Origin of the sequence: Streptomyces viridifaciens (genome assembly GCF_001888885.2) — a bacterium.
Classification (GTDB): domain Bacteria; phylum Actinomycetota; class Actinomycetes; order Streptomycetales; family Streptomycetaceae; genus Kitasatospora; species Kitasatospora aureofaciens.
This window is the reverse complement of record NZ_CP090841.1, coordinates 25,336-48,066: the sequence shown is the minus strand read 5'-3', so window position 1 is coordinate 48,066 and position 22,731 is coordinate 25,336. Positions and strand designations below refer to the sequence as shown.

Annotated in this window: 25 protein-coding genes; 15 read left to right on the top strand and 10 right to left on the bottom strand. The window is 74.0% G+C overall.

Going from position 1 to position 22,731, the window contains the following annotated elements:
- Positions 1-147 precede the first annotated feature (147 nt).
- The gene (locus tag BOQ63_RS07745; protein ID WP_072653921.1) at positions 148-1,167 is read right to left on the bottom strand and encodes a phosphotransferase family protein; all 1,020 of its coding nucleotides are present in this window, start codon (positions 1,165-1,167) and stop codon (positions 148-150) included.
- A gap of 218 nt (positions 1,168-1,385) precedes the next feature.
- On the opposite strand from BOQ63_RS07745, the gene BOQ63_RS07740 reads away from it, so the two are divergent.
- Positions 1,386-2,381 carry a zinc-dependent alcohol dehydrogenase family protein gene (locus tag BOQ63_RS07740; RefSeq protein ID WP_072653920.1) on the top strand — a complete coding sequence of 332 codons (996 nt, stop codon included), beginning with the start codon at positions 1,386-1,388 and terminating at the stop codon, positions 2,379-2,381.
- Between the two features lie 45 nt (positions 2,382-2,426).
- Here the strand turns inward: BOQ63_RS07740 and BOQ63_RS07735 are convergent, their stop codons facing one another.
- Positions 2,427-2,774 (bottom strand): ArsR/SmtB family transcription factor, encoded by a 348-nt coding sequence (locus tag BOQ63_RS07735; RefSeq protein WP_030552897.1) that lies wholly within the window; start codon positions 2,772-2,774, stop codon positions 2,427-2,429.
- Positions 2,775-3,189: 415 nt separating this feature from the next.
- The gene (locus tag BOQ63_RS07730) at positions 3,190-3,783 is read right to left on the bottom strand and encodes a TetR/AcrR family transcriptional regulator (RefSeq protein WP_030284788.1); all 594 of its coding nucleotides are present in this window, start codon (positions 3,781-3,783) and stop codon (positions 3,190-3,192) included.
- Between the two features lie 133 nt (positions 3,784-3,916).
- Between BOQ63_RS07730 and BOQ63_RS07725 the strand changes: the two genes are divergently transcribed.
- Positions 3,917-5,125, top strand: coding sequence for an FAD-dependent oxidoreductase (locus BOQ63_RS07725; RefSeq protein WP_150475726.1), 1,209 nt, complete (start codon positions 3,917-3,919; stop codon positions 5,123-5,125).
- Positions 5,126-5,321: 196 nt separating this feature from the next.
- Here BOQ63_RS07725 and BOQ63_RS07720 read toward each other — a convergent pair whose 3' ends face one another.
- Positions 5,322-5,714, bottom strand: a complete 393-nt coding sequence (locus BOQ63_RS07720; protein WP_072653919.1) for a hypothetical protein — start codon at positions 5,712-5,714, stop codon at positions 5,322-5,324.
- A 139-nt stretch (positions 5,715-5,853) separates the two neighbouring features.
- On the opposite strand from BOQ63_RS07720, the gene BOQ63_RS07715 reads away from it, so the two are divergent.
- The 5 genes from BOQ63_RS07715 to BOQ63_RS07695 all read left to right on the top strand — a co-directional run bounded on the left by BOQ63_RS07715 (position 5,854) and on the right by BOQ63_RS07695 (position 9,836).
- A complete protein-coding gene (locus BOQ63_RS07715) occupies positions 5,854-6,336 on the top strand; it encodes a MarR family winged helix-turn-helix transcriptional regulator (protein WP_072653918.1) in 483 nt (160 codons plus the stop codon).
- Positions 6,336-7,217 carry an ATP-binding cassette domain-containing protein gene (locus BOQ63_RS07710; protein WP_030284797.1) on the top strand — a complete coding sequence of 294 codons (882 nt, stop codon included), beginning with the start codon at positions 6,336-6,338 and terminating at the stop codon, positions 7,215-7,217. The genes BOQ63_RS07715 and BOQ63_RS07710 overlap by 1 nt, the downstream gene beginning before the upstream one ends.
- Positions 7,177-8,040 (top strand): ABC transporter permease, encoded by an 864-nt coding sequence (locus tag BOQ63_RS07705; protein WP_072653917.1) that lies wholly within the window; start codon positions 7,177-7,179, stop codon positions 8,038-8,040. Before BOQ63_RS07710 ends, BOQ63_RS07705 begins: the two co-directional genes overlap by 41 nt.
- Before the next feature lie 132 nt (positions 8,041-8,172).
- Positions 8,173-8,703, top strand: coding sequence for a pyridoxamine 5'-phosphate oxidase family protein (locus tag BOQ63_RS07700; RefSeq protein WP_030284800.1), 531 nt, complete (start codon positions 8,173-8,175; stop codon positions 8,701-8,703).
- 176 nt (positions 8,704-8,879) lie between these two features.
- Positions 8,880-9,836: a helix-turn-helix transcriptional regulator gene (locus BOQ63_RS07695; RefSeq protein ID WP_072653916.1), complete on the top strand. Its 957-nt coding sequence runs from the start codon at positions 8,880-8,882 to the stop codon at positions 9,834-9,836.
- 68 nt (positions 9,837-9,904) lie between these two features.
- Here the strand turns inward: BOQ63_RS07695 and BOQ63_RS07690 are convergent, their stop codons facing one another.
- Together BOQ63_RS07690 and BOQ63_RS07685 are read right to left on the bottom strand one after the other, a co-directional pair.
- Positions 9,905-11,395, bottom strand: coding sequence for an FAD-binding protein (locus BOQ63_RS07690; protein ID WP_072653915.1), 1,491 nt, complete (start codon positions 11,393-11,395; stop codon positions 9,905-9,907).
- Positions 11,396-11,523: 128 nt separating this feature from the next.
- Entirely contained in the window at positions 11,524-11,865 is a 342-nt protein-coding gene (locus tag BOQ63_RS07685; RefSeq protein WP_050366329.1) for a hypothetical protein, read from the bottom strand.
- 388 nt (positions 11,866-12,253) lie between these two features.
- On the opposite strand from BOQ63_RS07685, the gene BOQ63_RS07680 reads away from it, so the two are divergent.
- The 3 genes from BOQ63_RS07680 (at position 12,254) to pgm (ending at position 15,338) form a co-directional block, all read left to right on the top strand.
- Complete coding sequence (locus BOQ63_RS07680; protein WP_223885866.1) at positions 12,254-13,081, top strand: GNAT family N-acetyltransferase; 828 nt, start codon at positions 12,254-12,256, stop codon at positions 13,079-13,081.
- A gap of 4 nt (positions 13,082-13,085) precedes the next feature.
- Positions 13,086-13,385 (top strand): YciI family protein, encoded by a 300-nt coding sequence (locus BOQ63_RS07675; RefSeq protein ID WP_030284811.1) that lies wholly within the window; start codon positions 13,086-13,088, stop codon positions 13,383-13,385.
- Between the two features lie 312 nt (positions 13,386-13,697).
- The gene (gene pgm / locus BOQ63_RS07670) at positions 13,698-15,338 is read left to right on the top strand and encodes a phosphoglucomutase (alpha-D-glucose-1,6-bisphosphate-dependent) (RefSeq protein ID WP_030284814.1); all 1,641 of its coding nucleotides are present in this window, start codon (positions 13,698-13,700) and stop codon (positions 15,336-15,338) included.
- A gap of 255 nt (positions 15,339-15,593) precedes the next feature.
- On the opposite strand, the gene BOQ63_RS07665 is transcribed toward pgm, so the two are convergent.
- Positions 15,594-16,004 (bottom strand): VOC family protein, encoded by a 411-nt coding sequence (locus BOQ63_RS07665; protein WP_030284817.1) that lies wholly within the window; start codon positions 16,002-16,004, stop codon positions 15,594-15,596.
- A gap of 96 nt (positions 16,005-16,100) precedes the next feature.
- On the opposite strand from BOQ63_RS07665, the gene BOQ63_RS07660 reads away from it, so the two are divergent.
- From BOQ63_RS07660 to BOQ63_RS07650, 3 genes are all read left to right on the top strand, one after another.
- Entirely contained in the window at positions 16,101-17,165 is a 1,065-nt protein-coding gene (locus BOQ63_RS07660) for a helix-turn-helix transcriptional regulator (RefSeq protein ID WP_030284820.1), read from the top strand.
- Positions 17,166-17,256: 91 nt separating this feature from the next.
- Positions 17,257-17,985, top strand: a complete 729-nt coding sequence (locus tag BOQ63_RS07655) for an HAD family hydrolase (protein WP_030552883.1) — start codon at positions 17,257-17,259, stop codon at positions 17,983-17,985.
- A gap of 254 nt (positions 17,986-18,239) precedes the next feature.
- Entirely contained in the window at positions 18,240-18,860 is a 621-nt protein-coding gene (locus BOQ63_RS07650; protein ID WP_191093527.1) for an AMP-binding protein, read from the top strand.
- 219 nt (positions 18,861-19,079) lie between these two features.
- Here the strand turns inward: BOQ63_RS07650 and BOQ63_RS07645 are convergent, their stop codons facing one another.
- Positions 19,080-19,604 carry a P-loop nucleotide/nucleoside kinase family protein gene (locus tag BOQ63_RS07645; RefSeq protein WP_030552879.1) on the bottom strand — a complete coding sequence of 175 codons (525 nt, stop codon included), beginning with the start codon at positions 19,602-19,604 and terminating at the stop codon, positions 19,080-19,082.
- 151 nt (positions 19,605-19,755) lie between these two features.
- Here BOQ63_RS07645 and BOQ63_RS07640 point away from each other — a divergent pair, with 151 nt between their 5' ends.
- The gene (locus BOQ63_RS07640; protein WP_072656175.1) at positions 19,756-20,151 is read left to right on the top strand and encodes a hypothetical protein; all 396 of its coding nucleotides are present in this window, start codon (positions 19,756-19,758) and stop codon (positions 20,149-20,151) included.
- 57 nt (positions 20,152-20,208) lie between these two features.
- Here the strand turns inward: BOQ63_RS07640 and BOQ63_RS07635 are convergent, their stop codons facing one another.
- The gene (locus BOQ63_RS07635; RefSeq protein ID WP_037831530.1) at positions 20,209-20,814 is read right to left on the bottom strand and encodes an AAA family ATPase; all 606 of its coding nucleotides are present in this window, start codon (positions 20,812-20,814) and stop codon (positions 20,209-20,211) included.
- 358 nt (positions 20,815-21,172) lie between these two features.
- Entirely contained in the window at positions 21,173-21,712 is a 540-nt protein-coding gene (locus BOQ63_RS07630; RefSeq protein ID WP_030552876.1) for a MarR family winged helix-turn-helix transcriptional regulator, read from the bottom strand.
- A 48-nt stretch (positions 21,713-21,760) separates the two neighbouring features.
- Here BOQ63_RS07630 and BOQ63_RS07625 point away from each other — a divergent pair, with 48 nt between their 5' ends.
- On the top strand, positions 21,761-22,687 hold the full coding sequence (locus tag BOQ63_RS07625) for a DMT family transporter (RefSeq protein ID WP_030552874.1): 927 nt from the start codon (positions 21,761-21,763) through the stop codon (positions 22,685-22,687).
- Positions 22,688-22,731 lie beyond the last annotated feature (44 nt).

The following is a 22,731-nucleotide window of genomic DNA, read 5'->3' as shown; positions in this document are numbered from 1 at the left end:
GCCCCGGGCCGTAGCGGGCCGTTCGGGCGCAGCCGGCCTGCTGGGATGCACCTGCACTTCGTTTTCCTGGCTGAACGTGCCCGGCTCGTTCCACGGGGCCAAGCCCGACAACTGCGGCACCAGGCGCGATTTCGCCCCCCGGACTAACTACGCGTAGCGCTCGAACACTGCCTGGAGGTAGTCCTCCAGGCGCCCCGCCAGCACCGGCGCGCTCAGGTCGGTGCGCCCCAGCTCGCGCCAGGGCACGGCGACCTTCTGCGCGTCCGGGGCGAACGCCAGGGCGTCCAGCAGCCGCCAGTACAGGTGGTCCCCGCCGGTGGCCAGGACGCCGCCGGCCCGCTCGTAGGCGTCGGCGAAGGCCATGCCCGCCGGCACGCCGTGCAGCAGGGCCAGCGCCGTGGAGCAGTGGGCGACGTCCAGGTCGGCGGGGCCCCAGGAGGTCTCCACCCAGTCGACGACGCCGCTGACCGCCAACTGCTCACCGCTGCCGGTGAACAGCACGTTGCCCGGGTGGAAGTCGCGGTGCAGGAAGCAGCCCCGGTGCGCGGGTGCCTCGCGGTCGATCGCCTCCACCGCCCGCTCCCACAGGCGCGGACGCGCGGTCGCGGCGGGGATCTGCACGCGCTCGGGCGAGGTCCACGCCTGCCAGGCACGCGGGCGTTCCTGTTCCGGCACCGCCACGGCGTGCACGGCCGCCAACTGCCCGGCCAGCAGCACGGTGCGGCGCGCCACGTCGCCGTCCTCGTGCACCCGCACACTGCCGGGCAGGTGGGTCATCACCAGCGACGGATCCTCGCAGTGCTCGCCCGTCGCGTCCACCGCCCGCAGCCGGGCCACCGGGATGCTCCTGGCCTCCAGCAGGCGCAGCACATCGGCCTCCCGGGCCAGCAGGCCCGGGGCGTGGCGGCGGTAGAACGGCTTGACGAAGGAACGCAGCACCAGCGCGTAACCCTGCCCACCGACACCGACACCGACACCATCGCCGTCACCGCCACCGCCTCGACCGACACTCCCGCCGTTGTCGGCGGGTGCGACGTCCAGCCGGCGCATCCGCGAGGTCCACCCGCCCTTGAGCTCCCGCACCCCCACGATCCGCTCACCGGGTGCGAGCACGCCCTGAACCCACCGGCGCGTGCCGGCCCACCCCCGGTCGTCGTCCTCGATCATGGACGACCACCCTACCCCCGCCCCGTACGCCACCCATACCCCCCGGCGCGCCCTCTCCCGGTCCTGCGAAAAGCAGGTGGCGGGACATCAACTACCGCACGGCCACTGCCTCCACCCCTTTGTTCGACATCCATAGAAATTTGACAGCGAGCCGTGCCCCCGCTTGGGTGGAAAGCGGACCGCACACCGGCCCACAGTCGACAAGGGGAGAGTTCGCGATGCCCAGGAAAGTCGTCTTCACCGCCACCGGCGTACCCGAGGTCCTCACCGTCCGCGAGACGCCCCTGCCCCAGCCCGGGCCGGGCGAACTCCGGATCAGGGTCCAGGCGCTGGGACTCAACCGCGCCGAGGCCCTCTACCGCGCCGGCACCTACCTGGAGCAGCCGCAACTGCCCGCCACCCCCGGCTACGAAGCCGCCGGCACCGTGGACGCCGTCGGGGAGGGGGTCACCGGCTTCCGCATCGGCGACGCCGTCGACTCCGTCCCCGCCTTCGACCAGAACGACTACGGCGTCTACGCCACCCACGCCCTCGTCCCCGCCCGCGCCGCCGTCCACCGCCCCGCCCAACTCAGCGCCGTCCAGGGCGCCGCCACCTGGATGCCCTACCTGACCGCCTACGGCGCCCTCGCCGAGGACGGCCACCTACGCCCCGGCGACCACGTGCTGCTCACCGCCGCTGCCTCCAGCGTGGGCCTGGCCGCGATCCGCATCGCCCGGCGCATCGGTGCCGTGCCCATCGCCACCACCCGCACCCGCGCCAAGACGCAGCAACTCCTGGACGCCGGCGCCGCCCACGTGATCGTCACCGGTGAGGAGGACCTGCCCGCCCGCGTGCGGGACATCACCGGTGGCGAAGGCGTGCGCACCGTCTTCGACGCCGTTGCCGGACCGGGTGTCAACACCCTCGCCGGCACCATCGCCCCCGGCGGGCACCTGATCGTCTACGGGCGCCTGGACATGCGCGACACCCCCATGCCCGGCCAGGACACCTTCGCCCCCGTCAGCAGCCGCTTCTACACCATCCACGAGGTCAGCCGCGACGCCCAACGGCTGCGCCGCGGCCATGCGTTCATCACCGCCGGCCTGGCCGACGGCACCTTCACCCCCGCTGTCGACCGCGTCTTCGAGGGCCTGGACAGCATCGTCGAGGCCCACCGCTACCTGGAGGGCGGCACCCAGGTCGGCAAGATCGTCGTGACTGTCACCGACTGACCATCGGCGTACCGCTGACTGTCCATCGACTGGCACCGGCCACTGTCAGGGAGCGTCCCGGGCCTCGGCGTCGGCGGCGGCCACCACCGCCGACAGCAGGCCCGGGAAGCGCCGCTCCAACTCCTCGGCGCGCAGCGTGTTCATCTTCGTGGTGCCCACGTAGTACTGGCGCAGCACCCCGGCCGCGCGCAGTACCGAGAAGTGGTGACTGGAAGTCGAGCGCCCGACCGGCAGGTCGAAGGAGCCGCAGCTCAGGTCGGCGCCCGCGTGCGCCAGAGTGCGCACCACCGAGCGCCTCGCCGGATCGGCCAGGGCCTCCAACACCTGCTGGACGCTCACGTCCTCCACACCGGGGTGCACGATCACCCGCGCCGTCACGCGTGCCCGTCCCACACCCACCACCCCTTTCCCGAGCCCGGCCCCCGTCCCGCAGCACTCATCGCCAAAAACCGCGCACCACGCGCGACTTCACGCGCAGACGCTACTACGGGCAGCCCCCCGCCACGCGCGCCGCAACACCTCCGCAACACGAATCACGCACGGGCCGCCCATCAGCATCGGGTCCACCGTCCGCACCGCCACCGCCACCGCCACCGGCGACGGCGACGGCACGAGAGCGCAGCAACGACAGGTACGGCTCCCGGTCCTCGGCGGCCGGGTCCATCCCCGACTCCTCCGCCGGTACCCGGCGCAGCTGCCGGTAGCAGCGCGCCTGGAGCGGCGCCCGGCGCACCCCCTCGTTAGCCCAGCGCAGCGCGCGGTGCTCCTCGCCCAGCGCCGACCGAGGGCGGCGGCCGCCGCGCCCCGGTCAGGTGCCCTGGTGGGAGGCGGTCCAGCCGTGTTCGAGGAGGGCGAAGACCTCGTCGGCGGCGCGGGCTGGGTCGGGGTGGCGCTGGATGAGGCTGCGGGCCTCCAGGGCGAAGCGGGCCAGGGCGGCGCAGCGGACGTCGTCCCGGGGCGCGCCGGCGGCTTCGGCGATGGCGGCGGCCAGGGCCGCTTCGTGGCGGGTCCACATGCGGTGGGCGTAGTCGCGCAGGGCGGGGGTGTCCTGCACCATGCGCAGGAAGGCGGCGAAGCGGGGGTCCGCGGAGTGGACGGCGAAGCGGGTCTGCCCGAGCAGGAGGTGCTCGCGCAGGGCTTCGGGGACGGACCGGCCCGGGGGGCGTTCGCGTACGGCGGCGACCAGGGCCGCCTCCAGGTCGTCGTCCTGGTCGAAGACCAGGGCCTCCTTGCCGGGGAAGTGCTTGAACAGCGTGGTGACCGAGACGTCGGCGGCGTCGGCGACGTCCTTGACGCCGACCTGGTCGTAGCCGCGTTCGAGGAAGAGTTCGAGTGCGGCGTCAGCCAGGGCCTGGCGGGTCTGGGCCTTCTTGCGCTCGCGGCGCCCGGTCGCTTCGGTCACTCGCCCACCCTACCGTGAGGTGAACCCACTGCGAAAGTGTAGTCATTGCACTTATTCAGTGAGTGTGCTTTCTTGGTGGTGCCGGACCTCCCGGCGACCCGCACCCACCTCCCGAGAGGCACTCGCGCCTGTCATGAACCATGCCCGCGACCCCCGCATCGCCATCGTCGGCGCCGGCCTCGGCGGCCTCACCTGCGCCCGAGTCCTGCAGCGGCACGGCCGCCGCGTCACCGTCTTCGAACGCGAGGCGGGCCCCGACGCCCGCCCCCAGGGCGGCACCCTCGACCTGCACGCCGACACCGGCCAGGCCGCCCTGTGCGCGGCGGGGCTCCTGGAGCGCTTCCAGGCCCTCGCCCGCCCCGAAGGCGACCAGTGGCGCGTTCTCGACCCCGCGACCGCCGAACCCCTGGCCCAGCAGGGCCCGCCGGCCGGCCCCGACCGCGGCCTCGAGCCCGACCCCAACCCCGACCCCAACCCCGGCCCCGGCCCCAACCCCGGCCCCGGCCCCGGCCCCGACGCCGACTCCGATTCCGGCGCCCGGCCGGAGATTGACCGAGGCCAACTGCGCGGCCTGCTCCTGGACTCGCTCACCGCAGGCACCGTGCGCTGGGGCCGCGCCGTCAGCGCGGCCACCCCGCTCACGGACGGCACCTGCCGGCTCCACTTCGCCGACGGCACCACCGAGGACTTCGACCTGGTCGTCGGCGCCGACGGCGCCTGGTCCCGCGTGCGACCCGCCCTGTCCCCGGCCGTACCCGGCTACACCGGCGTCACCTTCCTCGAAACCGGCTTCGACCACTGCGACACCCGCCACCCCGACCTCGCCCGCCTCGTCGGCCACGGCTCGATGCTCGCCAAGGGCGCCGGCCGCACCCTGGTCGCCCAGCGCAACAGCAACCACCACATCCGCGCCTACATCGCGTTGCGCACCCCCCAGGACTGGCACACGGCCGCCGGCGTCGACCCCGGCGACCAGCAGGCCGTACGCGCGCACCTGCTGGACCTGTTCGAGGGCTGGCACGTGAGCCTGCGCCGCCTCCTGCACGGCGGCGACCACCCCTTCACCAGCAGGCCCCTGTTCGTCCTGCCCGCCCCGCACACCTGGCGGCACGTCCCCGGCCTCACCCTGCTCGGCGACGCCGCCCACCTGATGCCCCCGGTCGGACTCGGCGCCAACCTCGCCATGCTCGACGGCGCCGACCTCGCCCACGCCCTGGCCAGCGCGGCCGACGTCGACACCGCCGTCCGCGCGTACGAAGACCTCATGCTCCCGCGCTCGACCCGCGCCGCGACGGACAGCGCCCATGCCCTCGACCACCTCGTCCCCGCCACGGCCCCCTGAGCCCCGGCGGGCCGCGGTCGGATCCGCCGGCGCCGACCTCGCCACGCCCTGACCAGCGGCCCCGGCCCCGACGCCGACGAGCGCCTCCCGTTCCGGGAGAAAAGTTGCTCCCGGAGGGGCGGCGGAGCGGGAAGTCGGCGGGGCCGACTTCCCTTGCGCGGGCGTGGCGTGGGCGCGGGCGCGGACGCTGCTGGCTCTAACGGGGGGCGTCGTCTCGGTCCAGGGTGCCGCCGAGGACGCCGATGAGGTGGTCCGGGTGCAGGACGAAGTCGGCCACGAGGGCTACTGGTAGCAGGAGGTGAACGTACAGGGCCCCCGTCGCCGCGCACCGTACCAGGCGAACTCCCTGACTCACTGCGGGAGTTGTGTCGCGCCGGTGGTGGGCGTCCACCCTGGCGCCCACCATGCCGATGCCGAGGCCCGCCAGCGCTCCGGCCGAGTCCAGGCCCACCAGCGCGGCCACGGCCGTTGGGTCGTACTCGGTGCGGGACAGCAGCCACAGGTCGAGAGCCAGCACCAGGGCGCCGAACAGGGACGCCTGGAACGCGTCGCCGTCCGCGACCCGCACTGCGCGCCGGATCCACCGCATGCCCCCAGGATGTCTCCGCGCCCGCGCGCGACGGAAGAGCCCGGCGCTACCCAAATTGCGACCCGGGCCCCCGATCCCCGCCCCCGATCCCCGCCCCACCTCTCGACAGTTACCTCTCACTGAGAGCTAAAATCAAAGCATGACGACACGGGCCCCCGCAACGCCCGACGGCACGGTCGCGGACGAGTTCTCCGCCCTGCTCGTCGGCATCCACCGGATGCTGCGCCGCCGCCTGCGCCGCCGTGTCGAACAGCCCAGACTGCGCGGTGCGCAGGTGGAACTGCTGCGCCTGGTGATGGACAGCCCCGGTCTGAGGGTGTCCGAGGCGGCCGAGGAGCTGTGCCTGGCCGGGAACTCGGTCTCCACGCTGGTCAACCAGCTCGCGGCGCAGGACCTGCTGCGCCGGGAGGTGGACCCAAACGACCGGCGGGCGGCGCTGCTCTACGCGACGGTCGCGGCCGAGGAGCGGATCGAGGCCTGGCGCCGGCGCCGCAGGGCGCTGATGGCCGAGCTGGTGGCGGACCTGCCCGAGCCCGAGCGGGCCGCCCTGGCCGCCGCACTGCCCGCGCTGCACCGCCTTGCCGAGGGACTGCGCAGCCTGCCGGACGCGGAGGAGGAGTGATGGACCACGAGGAAGCGGTGGTGTGCCGGGGCCTGGAGTACAGCTTCACCCACGGCCGCGGGAAGGTGACCCGGGCCGTGGACGGCATCGACCTGACCGTGCGCACGGGCGAGGTGTTCGGCCTGCTGGGCCCCAACGGTGCGGGCAAGACCACCACGATCCGCGCCATCACCACTCTGCTGCCGGTCGGAGCCGGTATGGTGCGCGTCTTCGGTCACGACGCCACCCGCCGTCCCATGGAGGTAAGGCGGCTGCTCGGTTACGTCCCCCAGCAGCTGTCCGCCGACGCCGGACTCACCGGCCGCGAGAACGTCGCCCTGTTCGCCCGGGTCTTCGACGTCCCCCGCGCCGAACGCGCCCGGCGTGTCACCCAGGCCCTGGCCGCCGTCGACCTCACCGACGCCGCCGACCGGATGGCGGCCACGTACTCCGGCGGCATGGTGCGCCGCCTCGAACTCGCCCAGGCCCTGGTCAGTGCCCCGCGCCTGCTGGTCCTGGACGAACCCACCATCGGCCTGGACCCGATCGCGCGCACCGGCGTGTGGGAACGCGTGGACGCCGTCCGCCGGGCCACCGGTATGACCGTCCTGGTCACCACCCACTACATGGACGAGGCCGACCGTCACTGCGACCGCATCGCCCTGATGGACCGCGGCCGTATCCGCGCTCTGGGAACTCCCGCCGAACTCAAGGACCAGGTCCGTCAGGACGGCCAACAAGGCCAGGCAGGCCATGAAGGCCGGGACGGCCGGGACGGCCGGGACGAGCCGACCCTGGACGACGTGTTCCGCCACTTCGCCGGCCGCGACCTGGCCGACGCCACGGAAGGAGACTTCGGCGATGTCCGCCGTACCCGCCGCACGGCCAACCGCGTCGGCTGAACCCCCCGACCGGGGCCCGGAGTTGGACCTGCTGCTGGTGCCCCCGCGGGCCCGCACCGGCTGGCGCCTCGTACCCGCGCGCATCGCCGCGATGTGCGCGGTGGAACTGCAGAAGCTGCGCCACGACCGCACCGAGCTCTACACCCGGGCCGTCCAGCCCGCCCTGTGGCTGCTGATCTTCGGCGAGACCTTCACCCGTCTCAAGGCCATCCCCACCGGCGGCATCCCCTACCTGGACTACCTCGCACCGGGCATCATCGCCCAGTCCGCGATGTTCATCGCGATCTTCTACGGCATCATGATCATCTGGGAGCGGGACTCCGGGGTGCTCACCAAACTGCTGGTCACACCCACTCCCCGCGCCGCCCTGGTCACCGGCAAGGCCTTCGCCGCCGGCGTCAAGGCCGTCCTGCAGGCCGTCGTCGTGGTGCTGATCGCCGCCGTCCTCGGCGTCGCGATGACCTGGAACCCGCTGCGCCTGCTCGGGGTGGTGGCGGTGGTGCTGCTCGGCTCGGCGTTCTTCTCCTGCCTGTCGATGGCCATCGCCGGGATCGTGCTGACCCGCGACCGGTTGATGGGCATCGGCCAGGCGATCACCATGCCGCTGTTCTTCGGCTCCAACGCCCTCTACCCCCTGGACCTGATGCCGGGCTGGCTGCAGGCCGTCAGCAAGGTCAACCCGCTCAGCTACCAGGTCGACGCGCTGCGCGGCCTGCTGATCGGCACCCCGTCCCACCTGCCGCTGGACTTCGCCGTCCTGGCCGCCGCCACCCTCGCCGGCATCGCCGCGGCCTCCGCCCTGCTGGGATGCCTGGCCCGCTGAGACCGCCGGCAGCCCATCCGGAGGAAAGGAGGAAACACGACAGAAGATGTCGGGTTGAGGGCCGAGGCTGGCACCGCCGGCCGGCGCCGTCGTGGCGCCGGCCGGACCGACCAGGCAAGGACCTTATCCGCCATGCGCGAAACACCCGACGAGCTCCACCGCCTCCAGGCCCTCCTGGACGCCTCGCTCGCCCGCTCCACCGCCCACCTGCGCTCGATCATCAACAGCGAGCGCACCCTCACCGCAGAGCAGCTCACCCGCGTGCTCACCGGCATGTGCACCCTCGCCCTGTCCACCGTCACCGCCAACGGCGAGCCGCGCATCAGCGGCGTGGACGGCCACTTCCTGCACGGCACGTGGCATTTCGGCACCGCCCGCTCCTCCGCCAAGGCCCGCCACCTCGCCGCCCGGCCCGCCGTCAGCGCCGCCCACCTGCGCGGGGAGGATCTGGGCGTGTTCACCCACGGCACGGTGGAGACCCTCAACCCGCCCGGCGGCCCGGCGGCCGCCGACTGGCCCGAACTGCTGGCCCACTTCCGCGACTTCTACGGCCACGACGCCTTCGACTGGGACAACGACGTCGTCTACTACCGGCTCCACCCGCACTGGATGACCGCCTTCGCCCCCGACCCCGCCCAACTCGGCCCAACACCGGACCAGTAGTGACGGACGGCACCACCGACCACATCTCGGCGCCCGTACCGACAACCTGCGCCGGGCTGTCGACCGCGACCCGGGGGACCCGGGAGAGGTGGAACACCGACGGGCGGCGGACCCGCGCGAGCGGTGACAATGGTGCGAAGCGGGGGCCGAGCAGGACAGCGAGCAGGGAGGGCACGGTGCGGGCGAGCCGGACCATCGCGCTGCTGCTGCTCCTGCAGTCCCGGCACACCATGACCGCCGCGGAGCTCGCGGCCGAGCTGGAGGTCTCCGAGCGCACCGTGCAGCGCGACATCGCCGCCCTGCTCGAAGCCGGAGTGCCGGTGTACGCCGAACGCGGGCGCGGCGGCGGCTACCGGCTCGTCGACGGCTACCGCACCCGCCTGACCGGCCTCGAACGCGCCGAAGCCGAAGTCCTGCACCTGGCCGGACTCCCCGGCCCGCTGCGCGACATGGGCCTGGCCGCACACGCCCTCGCCGCCCGGCTGAAGGTCGCCGCCGCCCTCGGCGACGCCCCCGCGGCCGCCGCCCGGCGCTTCCACCTCGACGCACCGGCCTGGTTCCGCGACCCACAGACCCCGCCGCTGCTCGCCGAGGTCTCCCGCGCCGTGTGGGAGGACCGCGTCCTCGACGCCCGCTACGCGGCACGCGGCGGCACCCGCCGGCGACGGCTGGAACCGTACGGCCTGGTCCTGAAGGCCGGCCAGTGGTACGTCGCGGCCCGCGGCCCCTCCGGCCGGATCGCCTCCTACCGTGTCGACCGCTTCGAGACCGCCGAGGCCGGCGACGAACGCTTCGACCGCGACCCGGACTTCGACCTCGCCGACTACTGGACCACCGCGGCCCGCGAGTTCGCCCGCGCCATGCTGCGCGAACGCGCCGTCGTACGCCTCAGCCCGCTCGCCCTACGGAACCTCCCCGTCCTGCTGGAGCCGACCGCCGCCACCGACGCCCTCGCCACCGCAGGCCCCGCGGACCCCGACGGCTGGGTCACCGTCACCCTGCCGCTCGAAACCTGGGACATCGGCTACTTCGAACTCCTCCGCCTCGGCCCGGAAGCCGAGGTCCTCCACCCACCCGAACTCCGCGCCCGCCTCGCCGACGCGGCCCGCCGCACCGCCGCCCTCTACGCCTGACAGGCCCCAGTCTCCCGGCGCGGAGGCCGTCCCCCAGTGCCGGGACGGCCCCCGCCGCCGGGTGCGGGTCAGGCGCTGTGGATGCCCTGGCCGGGGGTGAGGATCCCCGCCGGGTCGAAGCGCCGCTTGGCCTCCTCCACCCGCTCCCACAGTGCCCCGTAGTGCCGCTGCCAGTCCGCGGCCGTCATCCCCGGCACCGCCCCGATCAGGTACCGCTTGCCGCCCAGCTGCACCGCCCGCTCGTACAGGCGCCGGTTGCGCTCCAGCATCCCGGCGACGTCCGCGCCCGGCGCGGGGAAGGCCAGCAGGTCGAAGTGCCAGCCCACCTCACCCTGCGGCAGCACCGCCAGCGGGGTGCGCACCCTGTCGCGCGCGTACGGGTAGAACAGCAGCAGCCCCGCCCCCAGGTCCGCGGCCGTCAGCGACGAGGCGGCCTCCCGCATGAACACCCCCACCGAGGAGGCCGGCAGGAACAGGCTCAGCCACGGCTTGGGCAGCCCCCAGAACCCCGCCGCCCGCAGGTAGCCCGCGAACGCGTCCACCCGGAACGCGTACTCGCGCCAGCTCTGCTCCACCACCGACGTCCCGTCCGCCACCGGGCTCAGCCCCGCCAGCAACGCCTGCCGGTCCACTGGGCGCCCGGCGTCCCCGTAGGCCACCAGCTCCGCCGTGTACCGCCAGCGCTGCCCGTCCGCGCTGCGCACCACGTTGCCGACCTGCAGGTCGAACCGGCCGTCGGCCAGCACCTTCTGCTGGTCGGCGAGGTAGGCGTCCAGGTCGTCGTAGGCCAGGGTGAACACGGTGGAGCGCTCGCGCGCCGGCACCAGCGCCAGCGTCGCCCGGACGATGATCCCCACCTGCCCGCCGCCGGCCAGCACCGCCTCGAACAGCTCCCGGTTGCGCTCGCGCGAGGCCGTGACCAGCTCGCCGGTGCCGGTCACCACCTCCAGTTCGCGCACCGTGTCCGTCTGCAGGCCGTGGTGCTGCACCGCCCCGCCGATCCCGCCCACGCTCAGCGTCCCGCCCACCGACAGGTGCAGATAGTCCGTCAGCACCGGCGGCATCCAGCCCTGCGCCAGCGCGGCGTCGGTCAGCTGCGCCCAGGTCGCGCCGGCCTCCACCACGGCCTCGCCGGGCCGGATCGACACCACCCGGTCCAGGCCGCGGGCGTCGACGGCGATGCCGCCGCGCGGATTGGCCTGGCCGTAGCTGGAGTGCGACTCCAGCCCTGCCTGCCCCACCACCGCCGCGTCCCCGCTCTGCCCGTTGACGGCCACCGGGATGCGGTGGCGCCGCGCGAACTCCACGACCCGCTGCACGTCCCGCACCGAGGCGGGCCGCAGCACCGCTCTCGGCGCGGCGCTGACCAGGTGCCCGAAGTCGGAGGTGAACCGCTCCAGGCCCTCGGCCCGCAGTGTCATCGACCCGTCCAGGGACGGCAGTTCGGCGACGTCGGCCTGCGGTGCGGTCGCCCAGGCGCGGGTGGCGGTGTTCCACCCGACGACGGCGGCACCGGCCCCGGCGATCAGGGCGCGGCGGGACAGTCCTGACCTGCTCATATCAGCGTTTCTCCGATCAATCGTCAAATAGGGATTGTTGTACCGCAACCATCCCGCCGCCGCCTACCGGGCCGCGCCTCCGGTGCCCGTCCGTCCCTTGTTGTTGCTGCTGGTGTGGTGCGGGCGTGCTATTGGCCTGCCTGTCCCTGGCGGCGTTCGATCTCTCGTAGCTGCGCGACCGTGTGGTTCCACATCTGGTGCTGGTAGGTGGGGGCGTCGGCCGGAATGTGGCAGCCGGCGGCTCCGGCCTCCTCCAACAGTGCCTGTCGCGCTTCGGGCAGGTGGGCGAGGCGGGGGCTGGTCTCGCTCAGTTCCCTCAGGACGTAGGCTAGTTTGTAGGCGTGGGCGTGGGGGTTGACCGTGAACAGGGTCCGGTAGACCCATAGTCCTTCCTCGCCGTTCAGGATTCGTTCGTTGTGGCTCAGCAGTCGTATCCGTGCTTTCAGCACCAGGTCCGTGTGCGCGTTCATCTGCCTTTTCCCCCTTGGTTGTTGCTCCGGTGTGCCCCACCCCCGGCCATGGCGCCGGGGCGCGGCGGCCCGCACGCCGGCCGTCCGGGGAGCGGGCGGCGGCGCGTGGGGCCAGGTCGGGGGAGTGGGGTGTTGCACGAGTGTGCGGGGTGCGCACGGGGTGCGGCAAGGCGGAAACAGGGTGGGTTACGTCCTACCGGAACTGCGGCCTGACCTGGCAGGATTGGGGTCGACACCCTCCAGGGGAGGGGCACCCGCGCGGCTCGCCGCACTTCGCCGCCGTATTCCGTCGCGCCTCGCCGTACCGCGTCCCGGTCCGAAGGTGGCCCAGTGGGGCCGCGGGGAATTGGCCCGTGTGTCCGGTCAATTCGGCACTAGCGTAGGCACCATGACTACGGGATCCACCGCGACCGACCGACCCGCCCCCACCGCCGCCCAGACCCCCGCTCCCGGCCCCGTCCCCTCGGCCGAGGCCCTCGCCGAGGCGCCGGTGCGCCAGGCCCGCAACTCCGCCGCCTTCTGGGCCGCGATCGGCCGAAGCCGCGGACACCGGGTGGTCCGGCGCCGCAGCTTCGTCGCGGTGGACGGCGACGAGCGCGCCGGCCTGCGGATCCTGATCCAGGAACCCGGGCTCGACCCGGACGAACTGGCAGAGCTGAGCGAGTTCGCCCGCCGGGCCGTCGGCCCCGTCAACGCCGAGGACCCGTTCAGCACCACCGACCTGAGCCACCTCGGTATGCGCAACTGGCAGATGCCCGTCATGCTGCGCCCGCCCGCGCCCGTCGGCGAACCGGCCCTGGACGTGGTGCGGGTACGGCGGCCCGAGGACCTCAAGGAGGCGGAGCGGGTCGTCATCGCGGGCTTCGGACTGACCGGCTTCGAGCCCTACCGCCCCGGCGAGCTGTTCCCCATGGCGCTGATCGACCAGCCCGGGGTGGACGTGTTCGTCGCCCGGTACGAAGGTGTGGCTGCGGGGGCCTGCGTGAGGCTCGTTCACGACGGTGTCGCCAGTCACTACTGGGTCGGCACCTCGCCGCAGCTGCGTTCCCGTGGTGCCGGCCGGGCTGTCATGCTCGCCTCCCTGGCCGGCCTGGCCTCCCTGCCCGCCACACTTACGGCCTCGAAGCTGGGTCGGCCGCTGTACGAGTCACTGGGCTACACCGCCGCGGCTCCGGCGACCTGGTGGGCCTCCCCCCAGCCCGCCGCGCTAGTTTGACGCCATGTTCATTCTTGAGCTGACCTACACCGCCGCGCTGGAGCGGATCGACGAAGCGTTGCCGCAGCACGTGCAGTGGCTCAACGGCCACTACGCGGCGGGCACGTTCCTGGCCTCGGGGCGCAAGGTGCCGCGTGACGGCGGTGTGATCCTGGCGGTGGGGCAGGACCGGGCCCGGATCGAGGAACTGGTGGCCACCGACCCGTTCGTCCGACTGGGCCTGACCGAGTACCGGGTGACGGAGTTCCTGGCCACCGTCACCGCCCCCGCCCTGGAGGCCCACCGCCAGCAACTGCCCGCCTGAGCCAACAGCGGCCGTCCGCCCCGGGGCGGACGGCCCCGTTCGTCGGGGCCGGGGACCGTCTGAGGTGCCCTTGCCGAACGGCGGCGGCTCGCCCGCCTGTACAGCGGCTGCCCGCCTGGGCTCAACGTCGCCGCTCCCGGCCGGGCCGGACTGCGGCCGTCCGCCCGGCCCGAAACGGTCCCGTGTGCCTCCGGGCCGGTGGGTGCGGTTCGGGGTGTGGTTGTGTTCTGGTTACGATCGGTGAGCGCGGCGTGCGGTTGCGTCGCGTGGTTCGGGATTTTCGGTGTTCGGCGTTTCGGCGGGAGTGGATGAATGGCGCACGTACGGGCCGGGCAGCCGGCGCAGCCGGGGGATCTGGTGGATGTGGCGCGGTTGGTGACGGCGTACTACGCGTTGCGGCCGGATCCGCAGGAGGTCTCGCAGCAGGTGGCGTTCGGGACGTCGGGGCATCGGGGGTCGTCGTTGGACGCGGCGTTCAACGAGGACCACATCGCGGCGACGACGCAGGCGATCTGTGAGTACCGTACGGCGCAGGGGGTGGGGGGCCCGTTGTTCCTGGGGGCGGATACGCATGCGTTGTCGGAGCCGGCGAAGGTGACGGCGCTGGAGGTGTTGGCGGCCAACGGTGTGCAGGTGTTGATCGATGCCGCGGACGGCTACACCCCCACTCCCGCGGTCTCGCACGCGATTCTGGGGTTCAACCGGCGCGGTGGGCAGGCGTTGGCGGACGGGATCGTGGTGACGCCGTCGCACAATCCGCCGCGTGACGGGGGGTTCAAGTACAACCCGCCCAGTGGCGGGCCGGCCGGTTCGGAGGCCACCGGGTGGATCCAGGACCGTGCGAACGAGCTGATCCGTGAGGGCCTGCGGGGGGTGAGGAGGGTCCCGTACGCGCGGGCGCTGGCCGCGGCGACGACGGAACGTTACGACTTCCTGGGCGCGTACGTGGACGACCTGCCGTCGGTGGTGGACCTGGAGGCGGTGCGGGGGGCGGGACTGCGTATCGGTGCGGATCCGCTGGGCGGGGCGTCGGTGGCCTACTGGGGGCGTATCGCGGAGGTCCACGGGCTGGATCTGACGGTGGTCAATCCGGTGACCGATCCGACGTGGCGGTTCATGACGTTGGACTGGGACGGCAAGATCCGTATGGACTGCTCCTCCCCGGCCGCGATGGCTTCCCTGATCGGGCGCAAGGACGAGTACGCCATCGCGACGGGCAACGACGCGGACGCCGACCGGCACGGGATCGTCACTCCCGACGGCGGGCTGATGAATCCCAACCACTACCTGGCGGTAGCCGTGGACTACCTCTTCCGTCACCGCGGCGACTGGCCCGGGGACGCGGCGGTGGGCAAGACGCTGGTGTCCTCCTCGATGCTGGACCGGGTCGCGGCGGACCTGGGCCGCACGCTGGTGGAGGTCCCGGTCGGTTTCAAGTGGTTCGTCGAGGGACTGCTGGAGGGCTCGATCGCCTTCGGCGGGGAGGAGAGCGCCGGCGCTTCGTTCCTGCGCCGTGACGGGGGGGTGTGGAGCACCGACAAGGACGGCATCCTGCTGGCGCTGCTGGCCTGCGAGATCACCGCGGTCACCGGTGCCACACCCAGCGCCTACTACCGTGAGCTGACCGGACGTCACGGCGCTCCGGCCTATGCCCGGGTGGACGCGCCCGCCGACCGGGAGCAGAAGGCCCGCCTGGCCCGGCTGTCCCCCGAGCAGGTCACGGCCGGGGAACTGGCGGGGGAGGAGATCACCGCGGTGCTCTCCCACGCGCCGGGCAACGGGGCGGCCATCGGCGGTCTCAAGGTGTGCACCGACAACGCCTGGTTCGCCGCGCGGCCCTCGGGCACCGAGGACGTGTACAAGATCTACGCCGAGTCGTTCCTGGGCGAGGAGCACCTGGCGCGGGTGCAGCAGGAGGCCCGGGCCCTGGTCGGCGAGGTCCTCGGGGCCTGACGCGCCCCTGCCGGCGCCCCCGGCCGCCGTCTGGGCGGTGCGGGGGCGCCGACGGTTTCGGGGGCGCCGAGGCCCGTACGGGCCCCGGGCGGGACGGGCCTCGGGCCGGTCGCGGATGGTGGCTGCGGCGACAGCCGCGCCGACCTGGACGCCCGCTTCCCCGGCTTGCTGGACGCCCTCCTCGCATCAGCGCCCGCGCCCGCCTGAGACGCGAAGCCCGAGAACCCGAGGCCCCGGGCCGGCGCGGCGCCCGCGTCAGCGCGCCAGCCGCGCCGCCGCCTCCGCCGTCACGGGCGCGAAGAAGTTGACGAGGTTGCCGTCGGGGTCGCGCACCAGCAGCGACCGGTTGCCCCAGGGCATCGTGGCGGGCCCCGCCACGACATCGGCGACGACGCCGGCATCGGCACCGGTCAGGTCCTGGTGAACCCGGTCGACGTCGTCGACCAGGAACTCGGTGATGACGCTGCGGTTGTCCGCCGCCACGGCGCAGCCCGGGGCGAACAGGGCCACGGTGCGGGTGGAGGCGATCGCCAGGGTCGCGCGGGCGGTCCTGAGCTCGGCGAAGTCCTCGGTGGCCCACACCGCCCGGGCTCCCGTCGCCCGCTCGTAGAAGTCGACGAGGCGGGCGACGTCGCCGGTGATGATGCGGATCGAGACGAAGTCCATGGGATCTCCCTGGCCGTTGGTGCTGAAACGTTGCGTTCCGCAGGCTAGGAGCAATACCGGACAGGATCGGTCCCCTATCTGCGGTAGATTTTCCGGGTGCCCCGACCCACCGCCCGTGTGCTGACCCTGCTGGAGCTGCTGCAGTCGGGGGGCACCCGAACGGTGGCCGAACTGGCCGAGCGCCTGGGCGTCCAGGGGCGCACCGTGCGCCGCTACGTGGACCACCTGATCGAGCTGGACGTGCCCGTGGAATCGGTGCGCGGCCGCTACGGCGGCTACCGCCTGGCCCCCGGCTACCGCCTGCCCCCGCTCATGCTCGGCGACGACGAGGCCCTGGCCGTGCTGCTGGGCCTGCTCGCCGCACGCCGTACCGCCCTCACGGCAGCCCAGCGCACCGCCAACGAGACGGCCGCCGCCAAGATCCGCCGGGTCCTGCCCCGGCACACCGCCCGCCGCCTCGACGCCCTCCAGGACACCGTCGCGCACACCGAAGCGCCCGACCCGTCCGAAGGCCCCGTCCCGCCCGGGCCGCCCGGCCTGCCCGGTGCGGGTGACTGCGGCACTCCCGACGCCGAGATCCTGCTCACCGTCGCCGACGCGGTACGCCACCGCCGCCCCCTGGCCCTCGGCTACACCGACCGCGAGGGCCGCTCCAGCGAGCGCACCCTGCACGCCCACGGGATCGTCAACCACGCGGGCCGCTGGTACCTCACCGGCACCGACACCCGCCTCGACGAGGAACGCACCTTCCGGCTGGACCGCGTCACCGGCGCCAGGACCCTGCCCGGCACCTTCCGGGAACCCGCCGACCCCGTCGGCCCCGGCCCAGCCCAGCGCCTGCTCACCGGCTTCGCCACCGCCGACTACCGCCACCGGGTGACCCTGCGCATCCAGGCCACGCCCGAGCACATCCGCGCCCACCTGCCGGCCAGCGTCGCCGAGCTGACCGGACACGGGCCGAGCACGGTCGCGGACGGCGGGGCACCCGGGCAGCAGGACTGGCTGCGTGTCGAACTGCGGGCACAGCGCCTGGACTGGCTACCCCCGGTGCTGGCCGCACTCGACCGGCCCTTCGTCATCGAGCGCCCCGACGAACTGCGCGACCTCGTCAACGCCCTCGCCGACCGCCTCGCCCGCGGCGCCCGGGCGAGCGGCGCGTAGGGTCCCTACCGGAGGCCGCCGCACCTCAGCACACCGCGGGCGCACCGCCGCCAAAGAGCAGGAACGGGAACGGGAGAGGGAAGGACGGTTCATGCCGATCAGGGGCGTGCTCTTCGACGTCGACGACACCTTGTTCGATTACACCGGCTCGGAGCAGGCGGGCATCCTCGCCCACCTGCGCGACGTCGGCCTGCTGGAGCGCTTCCCCACCCCGCGGGCCGCCCTCACCCTGTGGCGCGACGTCATGGAGTACCAGTACGCCCGCTATCTCGCCCGCGAACTCACCCTGCGCGGCCAGCAGATCGAACGCACCCGCCAGTTCCTCGCCCACCTCGGCCACGGCGCCGAACACCTCAGCGACGAACAGGCCGCCGCCTGGTTCGCCGGCTACGCGGCCCACCGTGACGCCGCCTGGGCCGCCTTCCCCGACGCCGAGCCCGCCCTGCGCCAGCTCGCACCCCACTACCGGCTCGGCATCGTCTCCAACTCCGACACCGACCACCAGCGCCGCAAACTGGGCGCCATCGGCCTGCTCGACCACCTCGGTGACGTCCTCGTCTGCTCCGACCAGCACGGCGAAGCCAAGCCCGCCCCAGGGATCTTCCACGCCGGCTGCGCCGCCCTGGGCCTGCCCCCGCACGAGGTCGCCTACGTCGGCGACAAGTACACCGTCGACGCCGAAGGCGCCCGCAACGCCGGCCTCCACGCCTTCTGGCTCGACCGCGCCGCCACCGGCGCCCCCGCCGCCGACGGCATCCACGTACTCCACCTCCTCACCACCCTCCCCCACGCCCTCGCCACCCTCACGCCCGTCCCCTGACGCAGGCCCAGGACCCCGAAGACCCGCGCTCTTTCCCCCGCCCGCAAGCCGCCCGGCCCGCCTTCCCGCACCGGCCCCTCGGAGACCCCCGCCCTGCCGCCGCACCGCCGCCTACGCGCGGGAAGCCACCCGCCGCCCGCACCGCGGTTTCCCCGGCCAACCCGCCAACCGGCCAACCGGCCAACCGGCCGCGCCGGGGCCTCGGTGGGGGCCAGGGTGAGGGCATGGTTGCCCCCTCCGCAGAAGAAGTAGCCATGCCCGCCCGGGAGTTCGTCAGCGCACCCGCCCTGCTCCTGCGCTCCCTGCTGCGCGAGCCGCACCGGCGCGCGATCACCACCGCCGACGGCGTCGAGATCACCGCCGGCGACTTCGCCGCCGCCACCTGCCGCCTCGCCCACGAGCTGCTGGCCCGGGGCGTGGGCCGCGGCGCGACGGTCACCCTGCTCACCGGCAACACCGCCGAGGCGCTCAGCGCCCGCTACGCGGCGGGGCTCGCGGGTGCGCGGGTGGTCAACCTGTACGACGGGATGAGCGCCCCGGTGCTGGCCGAGATCACCGCCAGCGTGGAGACCACCGTCCTTCTCGTGGACGCCGAACGCCACGCCGACGCCGCCGAGTTGCTCCCGCTGATCGACGTCCCGACCGTCCTCACCCTCGGCCCCGGCCCGAGCGGGGGCGCCATCGGCGAGGACGTGATCGCCGCCTCCGCCCACCGGCCCGCCGAGGAGCCCGCCGTACGCATCGGCCCCGGCGACGACCTCGGCATCCGCCACACCGGTGGCACCACCGCGCTGCACCTGGTGGACGCGATCCCGCTGACGGCCGTCGGCAAGCCCGACAGGAAGCGCCTGCGCGAGGCGGTAGCGGCCCGCTGAACACGAAGGCACTCCAGTCCGCGCGACCCGGCCGGGGCAGGGGACAGCCAGGTCGCGGGGCAGGGACACGGCTCGGCCGGGCAGGGGCGGCTCGGTCAGGGCACCAGCACCAGCCGCCCCCGCAACCCGCCGCGCGCCAGCCGCTCGTGTGCCCGGCCGGAGCCGGGCCGGTGGTCCGCCGGCAGGCGTAGGCGCGGTTGCTGTTCAGGTCCCGGGCTTTCAGCGGCGGACGAAGGCGGCGATGTCCGCCAGCGGCGGGTCGTAGCCGTCGGTGGTGTCCACGCACAGGCGCGGTGCGCCCGGCGGGGACGGCGGGGTGAAGTCGTCCAGCAGGTTGCCCGCGCCGGGCGGGGCGGCGAGCAGCTCGCGGTCGGCGTGGGCGGCGCGGTGGCCCCCGGCGGCCAGGCGTTCGGCGATGCGGCGCCGGGCCAGGGTCGGATCCACCCGGCAGCACACCACCCGCACTTCGGTGCGGGCGGCCAGCGGCTCCAGGCGGGGGCGCCAGACGCGGTCCTGGTAGGCGGCCTCGGCGACCACGCTCACCCCGGCGCGCACCAGCACGCCCAGCACGTCGAAGAAGGCGTCGCGCACCGCCTCGTCGGGGGCGTCCACCCGGGTGCCGGCGTGCAGCAGGCCCTCCTTGACCTCGTCGCGGCACACCGCGGGGCAGCCGACGGCGCGGGCGAGCGCGTGCGCCAGTGTCGTCTTCCCACTGCCCGGGCCGCCGCTCACCACGATCAACACCGCTCGTCTCCCGTCAGACCCGGCTCTGTCCACCGCCCGTCGGGGTCTTTGTACCCGAAACCTGCCCCGCCCCGGACCCGTTGTTCCTGCGGACGGACGGATCGGCCCGCAGGCGGCGAGTCGCCGTACGGGCCCGGACACAGGGATGCTCATGACCGACACCGACACCGACGCGGGCACCGCGGCCCGCAGCGGCAGTCCGGACTCCGCAGTGGACCGGGTCGCCGACTTCTACGGCGCCTACATCGACGCCGTCGCCGACGGCACCGACGACCTGTCGGACGAACTGCGCGGCCACTACCTCACCGAGGACCTGCGCCAGCGCCTGGCGGCCTGGGAGGAGGTCAACCACGCCGACGGCGTGCTGCGCGCTCAGGACGTGCCCACCGCCTGGGAGGTGGCCTACCAGGACGCGGGCGCCGGGCACCTGTTCACCACGGTCACCCTGACCTGGGGCACCGGCCCGGACGCCGGGACGACCCGGCTGGCGGTGCAGAGCGATCTCAGCACCAAGCTGATCTCGGACATCGAGGACGTCCCCGCGTAGCCGTCCTGCGCCGCCGCCCGGTGTGCCGCCGCCCTGCGCTGCGGCCCGGGCAGCGGTTCAGGCGTAGGAACAGGCGGCGGTCAGGCGCTGAGGCAGGGTGTCGTAGGGTCGGCAGTCGACCACCGGCAGGCGGTGGGCGCGGGCCTGGGCGGCGAGCCAGTGGGAGTAGCGGGCGCTGACGGCGGCGCGCTCGTTCTGCGCGCCGCTATCGGGTTCACGCCGGGCGTAGTTGGCGCTGATGCGGGCCGCCTCGCCCTCGTGGAGGAACACCGCGCGGAGGCGTCGGCCGTGTGCGGCGGCCTCGGCGGCGGCGCGGACGGCGGCCCGGGGACTGAGGTAGTCGCCCTCGACGATGGCGGGCACGTCGACGCTCAGGCGGTTGCGAACGACGCCGAGCAGGGCCTCGTCCAGGGCGTGGGCGGTGGCGATCTGCAGTTCCAGCACCCTTTCGGTGCCCAGGCGTTGGGCCGGGGTGGTGGTGAAGTGGTGCAGGCCGGGGTGGGTGGTGGGGGTGGTGGCGGCCTGCAGGGCGGCGACGACGTCGTCGAACTCCACCGTGAACGCGCCGCTCGCGGCGGCGAGGTGCTCGGCGGCGCGGCTCTTCCCGACGCCGGAGGCGCCGCCGATCAGCAGGACGTCCCAGGGGCGGCGGTCGGTGTGCATACGGTCACATTAACCGGGGGCGGTCATCCGTTCCGGGTCCGGGCGGGGTCCCAAGAGTGTGGGGGGCGCCCGTACGCGCGGCGGCCTCCCGGCCCGGCCCCCGGCGCCCCGCAGCCGGCCCAAGGCCCGGTCCCCGGCACCGCCGCCCGCCCAAGTCCGTGTATACGGGAGGGCGGCGGTGCATGGGAAAGACGGCCCGCCACCTGTCCGCTGCACGAGCGAGCGCGAGGCGGCGGGTGCCCCGGGCCCGCAGCTCGGCGGCGCCGGTCGGCCCGCACCGCCCGGCCCCTCCAACCCGAGGGGCTCGTCGCGACGGCCGGGGCGGCGCCGGGGCCGGAACCGGGCGGGTGTGCGTGCGTCAGGTTCTGCTCGGCCCGGCTCCTTCCAGGCGCCGGTGCCAGGCGGTGAGCAGCGTCTCGAGAGCGGCGGCCTCGCCGGGGTCCAGATGGGAGAGCAGGCGGTGCTCGTTGCGCATGTGGGCGGTGAACGCCTCGTCGAACAGGCGCAGCCCCGCGTCGGTGAGGGCGACCACGCGTGCGCGCCGGTCGTCCTCGGCGGTGCGGCGGGTGACCAGGCCGGCGTGCTCCAGGCGGTCGATCCGCTTGGTCATCGCGCCGGTGGTGACCATGGTGTGCGCGGCGAGCTCCCCGGGGGCCCGCTCGTAGGGGGTGCCGGCGCGGCGCAGCGCGGCGAGCACGTCGAACTCGCCTTCGCTCAGGCCGTAGCGCCGGTAGACGAGAGTGAGTTCGGCGGTGAGGCGGGCGGCGAGGCGGTGAAGGCGCCCGATCACGGCCTGGGGGGAGACGTCGAGGTCGGGTCGCTCGCGGTGCCACGCGGCCTGGATCAGCGCGACGTGGTCGCCGCCGTCGTCCGGGTGCTGCTGGTGCTGGGGCTCCATGGGCCCATCCTATCCCTGGTAGCTTCCAGGGAAGCTATATTGTCTTCCATGGAAGCAAATGTGCGGTGGGTGCTGCTGACCGCCCTCGCCCCGATCGCCTGGGGCGCGAACTACTGGGTCACCCACGCCTACCTGCCCGCCGACCGCCCACTGTGGGGCGCCGCCCTGCGCGCCCTGCCCGCCGGACTGCTGCTGCTCGCCCTCGCCCGCCGCCGCCCCCGCGGCGCCTGGTGGTGGCGCAGCGCCCTGCTCGGACTCCTCAACACCGCCGTGTTCTTCGTCCTGCTCTACCTCGCGTCCCAGCTGCTGCCCACCAGCACCGCCGCCACCGTCATGGCCGCCTCGCCGCTGGCCATGCTGCTCACCGCCTGGGCACTGGCCGGGCAGCACCCGCACCGCTCCCACCTGGCGGGGGCGGTGGTGGGCCTGGCCGGAGTGGCGCTCACCGTCCTGGGGACGGGCAGTGCGCTCGACCGGGCCGGGCTGGCGGCCTCGGCGGGCGCGATGCTGGTCTCCTCCGTCGGCTACGTGCTCGCCGCCCGCTGGCGCGAGGGCGCCGACCCACTGGCCGCCACCGCCTGGCAGCTGACCGCCGGCGGCCTGCTGCTGCTGCCACTGGCCGCCGGCGCCGAGGGAGCGCCGCCGCCGTTGCACGGCCCCACCCTGCTCGCCTTCGGCTACGTCACCCTGGCCGCCACCGCCCTCGCCTTCGCCTGCTGGTTCACCGGACTGCGGCACCTGCCGGCCGCCACCGTCGGCCTGCTCGGACTGCTCAACCCGCTGACCGGGGTGCTGCTGGGCACCGTGCTGGACGGCGACGAACTGGGGCCGCGCCAGGGGCTGGGACTGGCGCTGGTGGTGGTCGGGATCCTCCTCGGACGGCCCCGCCCCCGCACCGACACCCGCACCGACACCCGCACCGGAACACCCGCCACAGCCACGGGCGCGGGCTTGCCCGGAAAGCGCGTGCCGTGATCGGATGGGCGCCGGCATCGCGTGCCGGTGGCGGACTGCGCCAG

Bases quoted from the DNA above. Each gene is read 5' to 3' on its own strand.
- BOQ63_RS07745 (WP_072653921.1), bottom strand. From the start codon at position 1,167: ATGATCGAGGACGACGACCGGGGGTGGGCCGGCACGCGCCGGTGGGTT.
- BOQ63_RS07740 (WP_072653920.1), top strand. From the start codon at position 1,386: ATGCCCAGGAAAGTCGTCTTCACCGCCACCGGCGTACCCGAGGTCCTC.
- BOQ63_RS07725 (WP_150475726.1), top strand. From the start codon at position 3,917: ATGAACCATGCCCGCGACCCCCGCATCGCCATCGTCGGCGCCGGCCTC.
- BOQ63_RS07720 (WP_072653919.1), bottom strand. From the start codon at position 5,714: ATGCGGTGGATCCGGCGCGCAGTGCGGGTCGCGGACGGCGACGCGTTC.
- BOQ63_RS07715 (WP_072653918.1), top strand. From the start codon at position 5,854: ATGACGACACGGGCCCCCGCAACGCCCGACGGCACGGTCGCGGACGAG.
- BOQ63_RS07710 (WP_030284797.1), top strand. From the start codon at position 6,336: ATGGACCACGAGGAAGCGGTGGTGTGCCGGGGCCTGGAGTACAGCTTC.
- BOQ63_RS07705 (WP_072653917.1), top strand. From the start codon at position 7,177: ATGTCCGCCGTACCCGCCGCACGGCCAACCGCGTCGGCTGAACCCCCC.
- BOQ63_RS07700 (WP_030284800.1), top strand. From the start codon at position 8,173: ATGCGCGAAACACCCGACGAGCTCCACCGCCTCCAGGCCCTCCTGGAC.
- BOQ63_RS07690 (WP_072653915.1), bottom strand. From the start codon at position 11,395: ATGAGCAGGTCAGGACTGTCCCGCCGCGCCCTGATCGCCGGGGCCGGT.
- BOQ63_RS07685 (WP_050366329.1), bottom strand. From the start codon at position 11,865: ATGAACGCGCACACGGACCTGGTGCTGAAAGCACGGATACGACTGCTG.
- BOQ63_RS07680 (WP_223885866.1), top strand. From the start codon at position 12,254: ATGACTACGGGATCCACCGCGACCGACCGACCCGCCCCCACCGCCGCC.
- BOQ63_RS07675 (WP_030284811.1), top strand. From the start codon at position 13,086: ATGTTCATTCTTGAGCTGACCTACACCGCCGCGCTGGAGCGGATCGAC.
- pgm (WP_030284814.1), top strand. From the start codon at position 13,698: ATGGCGCACGTACGGGCCGGGCAGCCGGCGCAGCCGGGGGATCTGGTG.
- BOQ63_RS07665 (WP_030284817.1), bottom strand. From the start codon at position 16,004: ATGGACTTCGTCTCGATCCGCATCATCACCGGCGACGTCGCCCGCCTC.
- BOQ63_RS07655 (WP_030552883.1), top strand. From the start codon at position 17,257: ATGCCGATCAGGGGCGTGCTCTTCGACGTCGACGACACCTTGTTCGAT.
- BOQ63_RS07650 (WP_191093527.1), top strand. From the start codon at position 18,240: ATGCCCGCCCGGGAGTTCGTCAGCGCACCCGCCCTGCTCCTGCGCTCC.
- BOQ63_RS07640 (WP_072656175.1), top strand. From the start codon at position 19,756: ATGACCGACACCGACACCGACGCGGGCACCGCGGCCCGCAGCGGCAGT.
- BOQ63_RS07635 (WP_037831530.1), bottom strand. From the start codon at position 20,814: ATGCACACCGACCGCCGCCCCTGGGACGTCCTGCTGATCGGCGGCGCC.
- BOQ63_RS07630 (WP_030552876.1), bottom strand. From the start codon at position 21,712: ATGGAGCCCCAGCACCAGCAGCACCCGGACGACGGCGGCGACCACGTC.
- BOQ63_RS07625 (WP_030552874.1), top strand. From the start codon at position 21,761: ATGGAAGCAAATGTGCGGTGGGTGCTGCTGACCGCCCTCGCCCCGATC.